This is a genomic window from Aquamicrobium soli (genome assembly GCF_042646345.1).
Lineage (GTDB): Bacteria > Pseudomonadota > Alphaproteobacteria > Rhizobiales > Rhizobiaceae > Mesorhizobium > Mesorhizobium soli_A.
In genome coordinates this window covers 75,605-88,880 of sequence record NZ_JBHRTK010000009.1, presented here as the reverse complement: position 1 = coordinate 88,880, position 13,276 = coordinate 75,605, and the positions used below count along the sequence as shown (strand labels likewise).

Annotated in this window: 15 protein-coding genes and 1 riboswitch; of the genes, 5 read left to right on the top strand and 10 right to left on the bottom strand. The window is 65.6% G+C overall.

Features of this window, described 5'->3' with window-relative positions; all coding sequences use genetic code 11:
• Positions 1-11 precede the first annotated feature (11 nt).
• The 8 genes from pheT to infC form a co-directional block, all read right to left on the bottom strand.
• Positions 12-2,417, bottom strand: coding sequence for a phenylalanine--tRNA ligase subunit beta (gene pheT / locus ACFOHJ_RS07235; protein ID WP_378219814.1), 2,406 nt, complete (start codon positions 2,415-2,417; stop codon positions 12-14).
• An 82-nt stretch (positions 2,418-2,499) separates the two neighbouring features.
• A complete protein-coding gene (locus tag ACFOHJ_RS07230) occupies positions 2,500-2,775 on the bottom strand; it encodes a DUF2442 domain-containing protein (RefSeq protein WP_378219813.1) in 276 nt (91 codons plus the stop codon).
• A complete protein-coding gene (locus tag ACFOHJ_RS07225; RefSeq protein WP_378219812.1) occupies positions 2,756-2,992 on the bottom strand; it encodes a DUF4160 domain-containing protein in 237 nt (78 codons plus the stop codon). The genes ACFOHJ_RS07230 and ACFOHJ_RS07225 overlap by 20 nt, the downstream gene beginning before the upstream one ends.
• 1 nt (position 2,993) lies before the next feature.
• Complete coding sequence (gene pheS, locus ACFOHJ_RS07220; RefSeq protein ID WP_378219811.1) at positions 2,994-4,091, bottom strand: phenylalanine--tRNA ligase subunit alpha; 1,098 nt, start codon at positions 4,089-4,091, stop codon at positions 2,994-2,996.
• A gap of 125 nt (positions 4,092-4,216) precedes the next feature.
• The gene (gene rplT / locus ACFOHJ_RS07215) at positions 4,217-4,615 is read right to left on the bottom strand and encodes a 50S ribosomal protein L20 (RefSeq protein ID WP_378219810.1); all 399 of its coding nucleotides are present in this window, start codon (positions 4,613-4,615) and stop codon (positions 4,217-4,219) included.
• A gap of 33 nt (positions 4,616-4,648) precedes the next feature.
• On the bottom strand, positions 4,649-4,858 hold the full coding sequence (rpmI, locus tag ACFOHJ_RS07210) for a 50S ribosomal protein L35 (RefSeq protein WP_378219809.1): 210 nt from the start codon (positions 4,856-4,858) through the stop codon (positions 4,649-4,651).
• A 180-nt stretch (positions 4,859-5,038) separates the two neighbouring features.
• Positions 5,039-5,665 (bottom strand): methyltransferase family protein, encoded by a 627-nt coding sequence (locus tag ACFOHJ_RS07205; RefSeq protein WP_378219808.1) that lies wholly within the window; start codon positions 5,663-5,665, stop codon positions 5,039-5,041.
• A 108-nt stretch (positions 5,666-5,773) separates the two neighbouring features.
• Positions 5,774-6,310, bottom strand: a complete 537-nt coding sequence (infC, locus tag ACFOHJ_RS07200; protein WP_378219933.1) for a translation initiation factor IF-3 — start codon at positions 6,308-6,310, stop codon at positions 5,774-5,776.
• A 208-nt stretch (positions 6,311-6,518) separates the two neighbouring features.
• Here infC and ACFOHJ_RS07195 point away from each other — a divergent pair, with 208 nt between their 5' ends.
• The 4 genes from ACFOHJ_RS07195 to ACFOHJ_RS07180 all read left to right on the top strand — a co-directional run bounded on the left by ACFOHJ_RS07195 (position 6,519) and on the right by ACFOHJ_RS07180 (position 9,847).
• Positions 6,519-7,289, top strand: a complete 771-nt coding sequence (locus ACFOHJ_RS07195; protein WP_378219807.1) for an alpha/beta hydrolase — start codon at positions 6,519-6,521, stop codon at positions 7,287-7,289.
• Positions 7,290-8,432 (top strand): benzoate/H(+) symporter BenE family transporter, encoded by a 1,143-nt coding sequence (locus tag ACFOHJ_RS07190; RefSeq protein WP_378219806.1) that lies wholly within the window; start codon positions 7,290-7,292, stop codon positions 8,430-8,432.
• A gap of 116 nt (positions 8,433-8,548) precedes the next feature.
• The gene (locus ACFOHJ_RS07185) at positions 8,549-8,992 is read left to right on the top strand and encodes a DUF2852 domain-containing protein (protein WP_378219805.1); all 444 of its coding nucleotides are present in this window, start codon (positions 8,549-8,551) and stop codon (positions 8,990-8,992) included.
• 96 nt (positions 8,993-9,088) lie between these two features.
• Entirely contained in the window at positions 9,089-9,847 is a 759-nt protein-coding gene (locus tag ACFOHJ_RS07180; protein ID WP_378219804.1) for a M48 family metallopeptidase, read from the top strand.
• A 71-nt stretch (positions 9,848-9,918) separates the two neighbouring features.
• Here the strand turns inward: ACFOHJ_RS07180 and ACFOHJ_RS07175 are convergent, their stop codons facing one another.
• Positions 9,919-10,686 carry an ABC transporter substrate-binding protein gene (locus ACFOHJ_RS07175; protein ID WP_378219803.1) on the bottom strand — a complete coding sequence of 256 codons (768 nt, stop codon included), beginning with the start codon at positions 10,684-10,686 and terminating at the stop codon, positions 9,919-9,921.
• 94 nt (positions 10,687-10,780) lie between these two features.
• Complete coding sequence (locus ACFOHJ_RS07170) at positions 10,781-11,875, bottom strand: 2'-deoxycytidine 5'-triphosphate deaminase (RefSeq protein WP_378219802.1); 1,095 nt, start codon at positions 11,873-11,875, stop codon at positions 10,781-10,783.
• A gap of 75 nt (positions 11,876-11,950) precedes the next feature.
• Positions 11,951-12,028: riboswitch (SAM riboswitch) on the top strand.
• A gap of 54 nt (positions 12,029-12,082) precedes the next feature.
• Here ACFOHJ_RS07170 and ACFOHJ_RS07165 point away from each other — a divergent pair.
• Complete coding sequence (locus tag ACFOHJ_RS07165) at positions 12,083-13,276, top strand: O-succinylhomoserine sulfhydrylase (RefSeq protein WP_378219801.1); 1,194 nt, start codon at positions 12,083-12,085, stop codon at positions 13,274-13,276.

The following is a 13,276-nucleotide window of genomic DNA, read 5'->3' as shown; positions in this document are numbered from 1 at the left end:
GTCGCGCGGTTTTAGCCGCGCAGCACGCCTCCGGTCTGCTTGGCCACGTTGTCGACGATACGCTTGGCGAGCGCCTCGAAGTCTTCATCGGTCAGCGTCTTCTCGACCGGCTGGATCGCCACTTCGATGGCGATCGACTTCTTGTCGGCGCCAAGCGAAGCGCCTTCGAACACGTCGAACACGGAGACGCCGGTGATCAGCTTCTTGTCGGCGCCGAGCGCAGCCCTGGTCAGCGTGCCGGCCTCCACCTGCCGGTCGACGACGAAGGCGAAGTCGCGCTTCACCGCCTGGAAGGCGGAAAGCTCCAGCTTCGGCTTGGTGCGCGTCGGCTTCGCCTTGGGCTCGGGCAGGGCGTCGACGAAGACTTCGAAGCCGCAGAGCGGCCCGGCGACGTCCAGCCCTTCCAGCGTCTTGGGGTGGAACTCGCCGAAATGCCCGAGCACCAGCTTGGGACCGAGCTTGATCACGCCGGAACGGCCGGGATGATACCAGCCCGGCGCGCCGGTCTCGATCTGCAGCCGGTCCACCGGGGCGCCGCAGGCTTCGAGCGCCGCGATGGCGTCCGCCTTGGCGTCGAACACGCCGACCGGCGCGGCGTTGCCGGCCCAGTTGCGGCCCGATCCCTCCAGCCTGGCAGTGCCGCGCCGCACGCCGGCGGCGACACGGCGCTGGCGGTCGGGCGTGTCGCCCTCATAGGTGCCGGACACCTCGAACAGCGCCACGTCGCCGATGCCCTTGTCGGCGTTGCGCTGGGCCGCCGCGATCAGGCCGGGCAGCAGCGAGGGGCGCATGTCGGACATGTCGGCGGCGATCGGGTTGGCAAGCTTCAGCTCCGCCTTCCCGCCGCCGAAAAGCTCGGCATCGGCGGCCGGTATGAACGACCAGGTGACGGCTTCCATCATGCCGCGCACGGCCAGCGCCCGGCGCGCCGCGCGGGTACGGATCTGCAACGGGGTGAGGATCTTGCCGTTGACCGCATCGTGGCTGGCGAGCGGCGTGGGTGCGATGGCGTCGACGCCGTGGATGCGCATCACCTCTTCGACCAGGTCGGCCTTGCCGTCGACATCCGGCCGCCACGACGGCACCGCGACGTCGACCACCTCGCCCGAGCCCTTCGGTTCGAAGCCGAGGCGCGAAAGGATGTCGAGACTTGTCTCGGTCGGCACGTCGAGGCCGGTCAGCCGCTTCACTTCCGAGAGCGGGAAGGAGACGATTTTCGGGGCATGGCCGGCATAGCCGACGACTTCGCTCGTCGTGGGCTCGCCGCCGCACAGGTCGAGCACCAGCCGGGTCGCCAGTTCCAGCCCCGGCACCATGAATTCCGGATCGACGCCGCGCTCGAAGCGGTAGCGCGCGTCGGTGATGATGCCGAGCGAGCGGCCGGTGCGGGCGGTCGTGATCGGGTCCCAGAGGGCGGATTCGATCAGCACGTCGGTGGTGTTCTCGCCGCAGCCGGAGTGCTCGCCGCCCATGACGCCGGCGATGGATTCGACGCCCTTTTCGTCGGCGATCGCGCACATTTCAGGCGTCAGCGTGTATTCGCGCCCGTCCAGCGCCAGCACCTTCTCGCCGTCCCTGGCGCGGCGAACGACGAGGTTGCCGGCGACCTTCCTGGCGTCGAACACATGCAGCGGGCGGCCACGGTCGAAGGTGACGTAGTTGGTGATGTCGACCAGCGCGCTGATGGGGCGCAGGCCGATGGCGAGCAGCCGCTGCTGCATCCATTTCGGCGACGGGCCGTTCTTCACCCTGCGCACGAGGCGCAGCGCGAAGCCGGGGCAGAGCTCCGGCGCCCCGATGGTGACCTTCACCGGGCAGTCGCCCGTGCCGGCAACCGGCTCGACCGGCGCTGTCTTGAGCGTCCCAAGCCCCGAGGCGGCGAGGTCGCGGGCGATGCCGTAGACGCCGGTGGCGTCCGGGCGGTTCGGCGTCAGGTTGATGTCGATCATCGGATCGTCGAGATGCGCATAGGCAGCATAGCTGGTGCCGAGCGGCGCATCGGCCGGCAATTCGATGATGCCGTTGTGGTCTTCGGAAATCTCGAGCTCGCGCTCCGAGCACATCATGCCGCGGCTTTCGACGCCGCGGATGGTGCCGACGCCGAGCGTGATCCCGGTGCCGGGGATGTAGACGCCCGGCGCCGCGAAGGCGCCGACGAGGCCGGCGCGCGCATTCGGCGCGCCGCACACCACCTGCACGGGATCACCCGAACCGGTATCGACGGACAGCACGCGCAGCTTGTCGGCGTCGGGATGCTTCTCGGCCGTCAGCACCTTGGCGATGACGAAGGGTTTCAGCCGCGCCTTGTCGTCGACGGACTCGACTTCGAGGCCGATGGAGGTCAGCCGCTCGACGATCTCATCGAGCGAGGCGTCGGTATCAAGGTGATCCTTGAGCCAGGAGAGGGTGAATTTCATCAGTTGTTCCTTGCCGCCTTGGCTTCAGCGAGTGTGAGCCGTTTGGCGTTCAGATGTCAGGCTGTATATCGGTTTGGGATGGTCAGGCTGCGGCCCGTGGACGTTTGGCGCCGGGCGACTTCAGGCCAAGAAACATGCTCTTGACCGAAATTCCTTCATCGGCCGCCGGCCACCAGATTCCTTCGTACATGAGTTCGATCTCGTTCAGTTCCGTCTGGCTCAATCCGCCAAGAAAGGGATACCACCAAAGAGGCGTGGCGATGGAACGTCCGTCCGCCAGACCGACATGCACTTCGTCGGCGGTGCACCATGCCTTGACGGGTCGCATTTCATCGGTCTCAAAGGCCAAAGAAGTCATTCCATGCACCTATCCAAACATCACGTCGCTCGGCGACGAGCGCAAGCAACTGCGCTGTCTCGCGGTCATCATACCCCTTGTTGCGGGCAACCTCCAAACTTTGCAGCCATATCTTCAAGGATTTGCCGTCCTTGACGACGTGCACGTGCGGCGGCTCGTCACGGTCCAAAGCGTAGAACCTGAATTTGTGACCATGCCACACGAGCAGAGTCGGCATCTCAACTGCTCAATCCGCCAAACAGGGTCGGCATGTCGAGCGGGCGGAAGCCGTAGTGCGACAGCCAGCGGACGTCGGCGTCGAAGAAGGCGCGGAGGTCCGGCATGCCGTATTTCAGCATGGCGATGCGGTCGATGCCCATGCCCCAGGCGAAGCCCTGGTATTCGTCGGGATCGAGCCCGCCGGCCCTGAGCACGTTCGGGTGCACCATGCCGCAGCCCAGGATTTCCATCCAGTCGTTGCCTTCGCCGAAGCGCACCTCGCCCGGCCGCGAGCGGTCGCACTGGATGTCCACCTCGAGCGACGGTTCCGTGAACGGGAAATAGGACGGGCGGAAGCGCATCTTGACCGAAGGAACCTCGAAGAACGCCTTGCAGAACTCCTCCAGCACCCATTTCATGTTGGCGACGTTGGCCGTCTTGTCGACCACCAGCCCCTCGACCTGATGGAACATCGGCGAGTGGGTGGCGTCCGAATCCTGCCGGTAGGTCTTGCCCGGGATGACGATGCGGATCGGCGGCTTCTGCGCCTCCATGGTGCGGATCTGCACCGGCGAGGTGTGGGTGCGCAGCACCTTGCGCTCGCCCGCCTCATTCGGCTGGAAGAAGAAGGTGTCGTGCATCTCGCGCGCCGGGTGCCCGTCGGGGAAGTTGAGGGCGGTGAAATTGTAGTAGTCGGTCTCGATGTCCGGCCCCTCGGCGATGGCGAAGCCGAGGTCGCCGAAAATGGCGGCGATCTCGTCGATGACCTGGCTGATCGGGTGGATACGGCCGCGCTCGGCCGGCGAACTGCGCACCGGCAGCGTCACGTCGACCCGTTCGGCGGCGAGCCGCTGGGCGATCGCCACGTCCTTCAGCTCGGCCTTGCGCGCCGAAAGCGCCTCGCCGACACGGGTCTTCAGGCCATTGATCGCCGGCCCCTTGACCTGCCGCTCCTCGGGACTCATCGCGCCCAGCGTCTTCAGGAGCTCGGAAATCGACCCCTTCTTGCCGAGGGCCGCGACGCGCACGGCCTCGATGGCGGGTTCGTCGCCGGCCGCGGCGATCTCGGCAAGCAGGCTGCTTTCAAGCGTGTCCAGGTTTCCAGCGGTAGCGTTCACGGTTGAACTCTCTCGTTACGCGTCACCGTTGCGGTGACTTTGGCTGCAAAGAAAAACCCGCGCCAGCCGTGCCAGCGCGGGGTTCCCAAATCAAGTATCCGAAAAATGCTTGGGAAGGCGCTAGCTTAGGCTACAGCGCTTTCAAAAGCGTTCGGCGTGGTGTCCTTCAGGTATTCGAGCGCGACCTTGGCCTTGGCGACAAGGGCCGCGAAAGCCTGCGGCTCGTGGATGGCCATGTCGGACAGAACCTTGCGGTCGATCTCGATGCCGGCCTTGTTGAGGCCGTCGATGAAGCGGCCGTAGGTCAGGCCGTGCTCGCGGGTGGCGGCGTTGATGCGCTGTACCCACAGCGCGCGGAAGTTGCGCTTGCGTGCCTTGCGGTCGCGATACGCATACTGCAGCGACTTCTCGACCGCCTGCTTGGCGATGCGGATGGTGTTCTTGCGACGACCATAAAAGCCCTTGGCGGCCTTCATGACCTTCTTGTGTTTGGCGTGGCCGACTGTGCCTCTTTTTACGCGCATGTCATGATCTCCTTAAAATCGTGTCCGACCGGCTCAGATGCCGCCGCCGTTAGGCAGGAAGTTCTTGATGACCTTGCGGCCATCGGGTTCTGCGAGAACCATGGTGCCGCGCGCATCGCGAATGAACTTGTTGGAACGCTTGATCATGCCGTGGCGCTTGCCGGCGGCAGCCGACAGCACTTTTCCGGTCGCAGTGATCTTGAACCGCTTCTTGGCGGCCGATTTGGTCTTCATCTTGGGCATTTTGCTCGATCCTTGTTATGGCTGCGCGAGATTGCGCTTGTCTGTGCTTCAGGCCGACCAAAGCCTGAAAAGCAAATGAAACCGCCACGGCATGCCCTGCCGGGCGGTTCAGGAACGCCGGGTCTATACGGCAATCGGGCGCGGCGCGCAATATCCCTTGCGCCGCGCTGTTTTCTCCGCTTAGGGCAGCCGGAACAGGACCGGCAGGGCTCCCGTCACCTGCGCCGCGTCGACGACCTCGAACAGGGGCACGGCGACGAAGAAGACCATCCCGTCGAGCAGGGTGGTGAGCAACAGCCGGGGCCTGAAGCTGCCGGTATCGCCTTCGTGATAAAGCGAAAGTTTCGGAAAGAAGCGCGGCACCCGGGCGACGTAGGCTCTGTACGGGCTCCCGAGAGCTTCGGTGAGGTATTTTTCCTCGCGCAGGATGACGAAATGGAACGCTACCGCGCACAGAACGCCGAAGCCGGCGGCGATGACGAAGGATCCCATCTGCGCGCCGACGCCGATCGCGGCGATGGACGAGAAAAGGTAGAGCGGGTTGCGGGTGATGGAATAGGGTCCGCCCGTCACCACCTGGGCGGACTTGCGGCCGCCGATATAGAGCGTCGACCACAGGCGCCCGACAATGCCGAGGAAGATCAGGAGAATGCCGGCGGTCTCGACGAATTCATGGATCCGCGTATTCGGCGGGAACGCCGACTGGCAGAAGAACAGGACGGCGACCAGGATGGCCAGAAGGATGGCAAGCACCCGCCGTCGCCAACGCTGGTAGGGACCAAGCGACTTTATGGCTTTGTCGTTCATGACGGATATCCGTTGCTGGGGTGTCGGCGCCAACCCAGCGCGGCACCTGACGGTAGCAAACAGGCGCCTCACCGGGCGCCTGTCTCGTTTCCTGTGGGGATGCTACCGCTAGCGCGGTGCCAGCACCATCATCATCTGCCGGCCTTCGAGTTTCGGCTCCGCCTCGACCTTGGCGATGGCGGCCGTCTCCTCGCGTACCTTGTTCAGCAGCTGCATGCCCAGTTCCATATGCGCCATTTCGCGGCCACGGAAACGCAAGGTCAGCTTGACCTTGTCTCCCTCGTCGAAGAAGCGCCGGACGGCCTTCATCTTGGTCTCATAGTCGTGGTCGTCGATGTTCGGGCGCATCTTGATCTCCTTGATCTCGATGACCCGCTGGTTCTTGCGCGCCTCGGCCGCCTTCTTCTGGCTCGCATATTTCAGCTTGCCGAGATCGAGGATCTTGGTGACCGGCGGATTGGCGTTGGGAGAAATCTCGACGAGGTCGAGCCCGGCCTCTTCGGCGAGCAGCAATGCCTCGTTGATGGAAACCTCGCCGCGGTTCTGGCCGCTGGCGTCGATGAGCTGGACACGGGGAACCCGGATGTCGGTATTTGCGCGCGGCCCTTCCTTGGTGGGCGCGGCGGCTTTGAAAGGTCTGCGAATGGTCGTGGTCTCCTTAACCGTTTCGTTCGGGTGTGAATTCTGGAATGCGGACGTGCCAATGTGGGAGGCACGCAGCGAGTGTCAATAGCACAAGGCGAAGCAGAAATCACGTCTTCTCCCCGCTTTTCTGGGCCAGTCGGCGCAACCGGCTGGACACTTTTTTCGGCGCCGGCCCTGTGGCACAAGGTCTGCCACGGAGAAACAGGCCATGACCATGACTGAAGCTGCATCCATCGATGTCGGCTCCTGCCGGATCGCTGTCCGCCACCAGCCCGGGAAAAATCCCGGCGTGGTCTGGCTCGGCGGCTACAGATCCGACATGCTCGGCACCAAGGCCGAGGCGCTCGCCGCATGGGCGGCCGGGGCAGGGCGCGCCTTCGTGCGCCACGACTATTCCGGGCACGGCGAGTCGGGCGGGGCGTTTGCCGAGGGCACCATCTCGCGCTGGCTGGAGGAAAGCCTCGCGGTCTTCCGGCGTTTCACCGAAGGCCCGCAGGTGCTGGTCGGCTCCTCGATGGGCGGGTGGATCGCGCTGCGCATGGTGCAGGAACTGCGCAAGGCGGGCGACCATCGCGTGGCGGGCCTGGTGCTTTTGGCGCCGGCGCCCGATTTCACCGCCGAACTGGTCGAGCCGGCATTGAACGACGCGCAGAAGCGCGACCTCGCCGAAAAGGGCTATTTCGAGGAGCCGTCCGACTATTCGGACGAACCTTATCTCTACACCCGCGCGCTGATCGAGGACGGCCGCAAGAACCTCGTGATGACCGGGCCGATCGACACCCATTGTCCCGTCCATGTCCTGCAGGGGCTGGCCGACCCGGACGTGCCGCCGGCCCATGCGCTGAAGCTGGTCGGCCTGCTGCCCGCCGACGACGTCACCCTTTCGCTCGTTCCCGACGGCGACCATCGCCTGTCGCGGCCGCAGGATCTCGACATGCTGCTGCGGACCGTCGAGGCGATGGTGGAGAGGGCCGCGTAAGTGCGTATTTCCATTCCCGTTTCCGCTTTCGTCGCCGCGATCGTCGGCTTTGGCGGCACCCTTGCCATCATCATCGCCGCGGCGGATGCCGTGGGCGCGACCCAATTGCAGACGGCGAGCTGGGTGACGGCGATCTGCCTGGCCATGGCGGTGGAAACGCTGTGGCTATCCTGGCGCACGAAGATGCCGGTCATCACCGCCTGGTCGACGCCGGGGGCGGCGCTGATCGCCGCCAGCACTGGCTTCAGCATGGGCGAGGCGGTGGGCGCGTTCCTCGTCACCGGCGTGCTTCTGGTCGTCACCGGCCTGTTCCGGCCGCTGACCCGGCTGATCGCCAAGATACCGGGCTCGGTCGCCTCGGGCATGCTGGCCGGCATCGTCGTCACCTTCGCCATCGGGGCGGTCAAGACCATCCCCGCCGATCCGTGGCTGATCCTGCCGCTGATGGCGGCCTTCTTCCTCATCCGCCTGTTCAACCCTTCGCTGTCGGTGCTGGCGGTGCTGATCGGCGGCGGCGCGCTCGCCTTTTTCACCGGGCGCGTCGGCGGCCTGCCCGCGCCGGAGCTGTCGACGCTGACGCTGATTGCGCCGCAGTTCACCGTGCAGGCGGTCGTCGGCCTGGCGATCCCGCTCTACCTGGTCACCATGGCCTCGCAGAACCTGTCGGGACTGGCCGTGCTCAAGGCCGATGGCTACGATCCGGCGCCCGGGCCGCTGATCGGCGTGACCGGGCTGGGGTCGGTGCTGACCGCGCCGTTCGGCGCCTCGACCACCAACCTCGCCGCCATCTCGGCAGCGATCTGCACGGGGCCGGATGTGCACCCCGACCCCGCCCAGCGCTGGAAGACGGGTCCGTTCTATGCGCTTGCCTACCTGATCTTCGCCATCTTCGGGGCCTCGCTGGTGGCGATCTTCGCCGTGCTGCCGCAAAGCCTGATCGTGCTGGTGGCGGGGCTGGCGCTCGTCGCCTCGCTCGCCAACGCGCTGTCGATCGCGCTCAAGGATGCCGACGAGCGTATGGCCGCGACCATCACCTTCGCCGTCACGGCCTCGGGTCTCACCCTGTTCGGCATCGGCTCCGCCTTCTGGGGGCTTGTCGGCGGATTGCTGGTGCTGGCGCTCGATCGCCTGAAAAAGAAGTAGCCGCTTCAAACCCTTGTCTGGTTTTGCCGGCGATCGTCTTGAATCGCCGTTTTTGCGTTCCCATGTCGATTGCAAGCAGCCGCTCCGGCTGCCCTCAACAAAAGGAACGGGAGAACATGAACACGTCTGCATTGATCCGCCCGGCCTGGACGCCGGCGACCATTGCGCTGATGGTGCTGGGTTTTGTGGTGTTCTGGCCGCTCGGCCTGGCCATGCTGGCCTATATCATCTGGGGTGACCGGCTCGACGGTTTCAAGCGCGATGTCAACCGCGCCACCGACGGCATCTTCGCCGGTTGCCGGCGCGGTTCCGACAAGGCGGCGCGCTGGGGCCATGGCGGCTTTGCCCGCACCGGCAACGTCGCCTTCGACGACTGGCGCGAGAAGGAGCTGGCCCGTCTCGACGAAGAGCGCCGCAAGCTCGACGAGATGCGCGAGGAATTCGACGAATATGCGCGCGAGCTGCGCAGGGCCAAGGACCAGGAAGAGTTCGATCGCTTCATGGCCAACCGCAACAAGTCGACGGCCCCGACGACCACGCCGAAGCCGACCGAAGAGTGAGCCGACCGGCCACATCGATCTGAAACGGCGCCGCGCCCGCGGCGCCGTTTCTTTTTTGTTCTTCTGAAACCGCTCGAATCGCATATCGTCCGGCCCATGTCCTTCGGCTTCTTCCGTACCCTGACCAAACCTTCGCGCGCGCCGGTCGAGGCGCGCGAGCACACGGTCGCCGGCCGCACCCTGCCGCTGCGCATCGTGGAGAACGAGCGCGCGCGCCGCCTGACGCTGCGCATCGATGCCGGCGGGCAGGGCCTGCGCATCACGGTGCCGCCCGGCCTGCGCCAGGGCGAGGTGGAGAAATTCCTGCATCGGCATCAGGGCTGGCTGGAGCAGCGGCTGGCCAAGGTGCCGGACCGGCCGCAGGTCAGGCCGGGCATCAAGGTGCCGTTTCGCGGCGTGCCGCACCTCGTCGTCCACGAGCCGGGAAGGCGCGGCACGGTGTCGGTCGAAAAAGGCGAGGACGGCCCGCGCCTCGTCGTCCATGGCGAGCGGCTGCACCTGCCGCGCCGCGTCGCCGACTTCCTCAAGCGCGAGGCGAGGCGGGAGATCGAGGGGCTGGTGGCCCGCCATACCGCGACCGCCGGCAGGAAGGCCAAGGCGATCCGCTTCCGGGACACCACGAGCCGCTGGGGCTCCTGCACCTCGGATGGAACGCTGTCCTTCTCCTGGCGCATCATGATGGCGCCGCCGGCGGTGATCGACTACCTGGTCGCGCATGAGGTGGCGCATCTGAAGGAGATGAACCACGGCCCGAAGTTCTGGAAACTGTGCGGGGAACTCTGCCCGGACACCGAGCGCTGCAAGGCATGGCTGAAGCGCAATGGCGGCGCGCTGCAGGCAATCCGGTTCGAATAAGACAAGGATACTGCCCGACGAAAAAGGCCCCGCAGTCGCTGCAGGGCCTTCGATCGTCTATCGCGCTGTTCTCAATAGATGTCGAAGTCGAAATACTTCGCCTGGATCTTCTTGTAGGTGCCGTCGGCGACGATGGCGTCGATGGCGGCGTTGAGCTTTTCGCGCAGCGCGTCGTCACCCTGCCGCACGGCGATGCCGGCTTCGGTTTCGGTGCCCTTCACGTCGCCGATCAGCTTGCAGCAGCTTCCGTCGGACGAATTCTTCAGCCAGTCGGTCAGCACGAACTTGTCGGAGATGACGGCGTCGAGGCGCCCGTTCATCAGGTCCTGCACGGCCTCTTCCTGCGTGGGGTAGAGTTTCACGTCGGCGCCGGCCTTGGTGTAGAAATCCTGGGCGTAGATGGCCTGCGTGGTCGAGGCCTGCGCGCCCACCGTCTTGCCGGCCATGGCGTCGGGATCGGTGGCGGCCAGTTCGCTGTCCTTGAGCGCGGCGACCGCCAGCGGCGTGGTGTAGTATTTCTTGGTGAAGGCGACCTGCTTCTTGCGTTCCTCGGTGATGCTCATCGAGGCGATGATGGCGTCGAACTTGCCGGCCTGGAGGGCGGGAATGATGCCGTCCCAGTCCTGCACGACGAATTCGCAATCGGCCTTCATCTGGGCGCACAGCGCGTTGGCGATGTCGATGTCGAAGCCTTCCAGCTTGCCGTCGGCGGTCAGGCTGTTGAAGGGCGGATAGGCGCCTTCCGTGCCGATCTTGATCTTCTCGGCTGACGCCGTGCCGGCGATCAGGCCGATGCTGGCCGTTATGACGGCACAGGCCAGCCATCTGGATATTTTCATTCGCTTCTCCCTTGAATGGATGGCTTTTCAGCCTGATTCACCCAAGCACGCCGCTGCAGGCGAGACAAGCGTTTCGTATTGCAGGCAGCGCGGCTCAGCGGGCCGGGCGAAAATGCTTGGAGAGCTTGAGGCCCTGCGCCTGGTAGTTGGAGCCGAGGTCGGTGCCGTAGAGAGCCTTGGGCCGTTCCTTCATGTGTTCGTAGACCAGCCGGCCGACGATCTGGCCATGGTCGAGGATGAACGGCACTTCGTGGCTGCGCACCTCCAGCACGGCGCGGCTGCCGGCGCCGCCCGCCGCCGAATGGCCGAAGCCGGGATCGAAGAAGCCGGCATAGTGGACGCGGAATTCGCCGACCAGCGGGTCGAACGGCGTCATCTCGGCGGCGTAGAGCGGCGGCACATGCACCGCCTCGCGGCTGACCAGGATGTAGAACTCGTTGGGATCGAGCACCAGTTCGCCGGCGCGCCGCTTGTAGAGCGGCTCCCAGAAGTCGATCACGTCCTGCGCGGCGCGCTTGTCCACGTCGATCAGCCCGGTGTGGCGCTTGCCGCGATAGCCGATCAGTCCGTTCTCGTCGCCGGCCAGGTCGATCGACAGCGCGATGCCGCCGCCCGAGATGTTGGGCGGGTCGGTGGCGACCAGCGTCTGCGCCTGGTGCAGGGCGTGCAGCTCGGTTTCCGAAAGCAGCGAATGGCCGTGGCGAAACCGGATTTGCGACAGGCGCGAGCCGGCCCGCACCACGACGGGGAACGTCCGCGGGCTGACCTCGAGATAGAGCGGGCCACTGTAGCCGGCCGGAACCTTGTCGAATTCCGGGCCGTGGTCGGTCATGACGCGGGTGAAGATGTCGAGCCGGCCGGTGGAGCTCTTCGGGTTGGTCGAGGCCGAAACTTCCGCCGGCAGCGCCAGGCTTTCCATCAGCGGCACGATGTAGACGCAGCCCGTTTCCAGCACCGCGCCCTCGGCCAGGCTGAATTCGTGCAGCTTCAGCCGTTCGAGCTTGTCGGCGACCGTATGCTCCGGGCCGGGCAGGAAGGAGGCGCGCACCCGCCATGCCTTTTCGCCGAGCCTGAGGTCGAGGCTCGCCGGCTGGATCTGGTCGTGGTCCAGCGCGCGTTCGCTTTTCAGCGCCGCCGCCTGGAACAGCGCCGCGATGTCCTGGTCGGGAAGGATGCCTGTCTTGCGCAAGAGCTACTCCGCAGTTTGGCAGGAATTTCATAGTGCCGGTGGCGGTTGACGCAAGCAGGTGCGAGGAATAAAGGGGCGTTATCCCGTGGTGATTTGGCCGGTCGGCTTGCAGCCACGTTAAACAAGTCGCTAAAGGACCGCTGGCCGCGAGGCCGTTTGGACCGGTGGCGATTTCTCGCGACCGGTTTTTGTTTTTGAGGTCCATCGATGACAACCGACAAGAAGCGTAACTGGAAGCCGGCAACCCAACTCGTGCACTCCGGGACGCTTCGATCGCAGTTCGGCGAGATGTCCGAGGCGATCTTCCTGACCCAGGGCTATGTCTACCCGACGGCGGAGGCCGCCGAGGCCCGCTTCAAGGGCGAGGAGCCCGGCTTCATCTATTCGCGCTACGCCAACCCGACCGTTTCCATGTTCGAGCAGCGCATGTGCGCGCTGGAAGGGGCCGAGGACGCCCGCGCTACCGCTTCCGGCATGGCTGCGGTGGCCGCCGCCATCCTGTGCAGCCTGAAGGCCGGCGACCACATCGTCGCCGCGCGCGCCGTGTTCGGCTCCTGCCGCTGGATCGTCGAGACGCTGGCGCCGAACTACGGCATCGAGGCGACGCTGGTCGACGGGCGCGACATCGCCAACTGGGAAAAGGCGGTTCGGCCCAACACGAAGCTGTTCTTCCTCGAAAGCCCGGCCAACCCGACGCTGGAAGTGGTCGACATCGCCGCCGTGGCGAGCCTCGCCACCTCGATCGGCGCGCGGCTGGTGGTCGACAACGTCTTCGCCACCCCCTTGCAGCAGCGGCCGCTGGAACTCGGCGCGCATGTCGCCGTCTATTCCGCCACCAAGCACATCGACGGGCAGGGCCGCTGCCTGGGCGGCATCATCCTCTCCGACAAGGAATGGATCGACGAGAACCTGCACAACTATTTCCGCCATACCGGCCCCAGCCTGTCGCCGTTCAACGCCTGGAACCTGCTGAAAGGCCTGGAGACGCTGCCGATCCGCGTTGCCCAGCAGACGAGAAACGCCGCCCGCATCGCCGATTTCCTGGCCGGGCGGCCGGAGGTCGAGCAGGTCATCTATCCCGGCCGCGCCGACCATCCGCAGGCCGATATCGTCAGCAAGCAGATGAAGGGCGGCTCGACGCTGATCTGCATCCACCTGAAGGGCGGTAAGCAGGCGGCGTTCGCCTTCCAGAACGCGCTCGACATCGTTCTGATCTCCAACAATCTCGGCGACGCCAAGAGCCTGATCACCCATCCGGCGACGACCACCCACAAGAACGTCAGCGACGAGGCGCGGGCCGAACTCGGCATCGGCGCCGGCACGCTGCGTTTCTCGGCCGGGCTGGAAGACGTCGACGATTTGCTGGAAGATATCGACCGGGCGCTGGCCGCGACCCGGTGA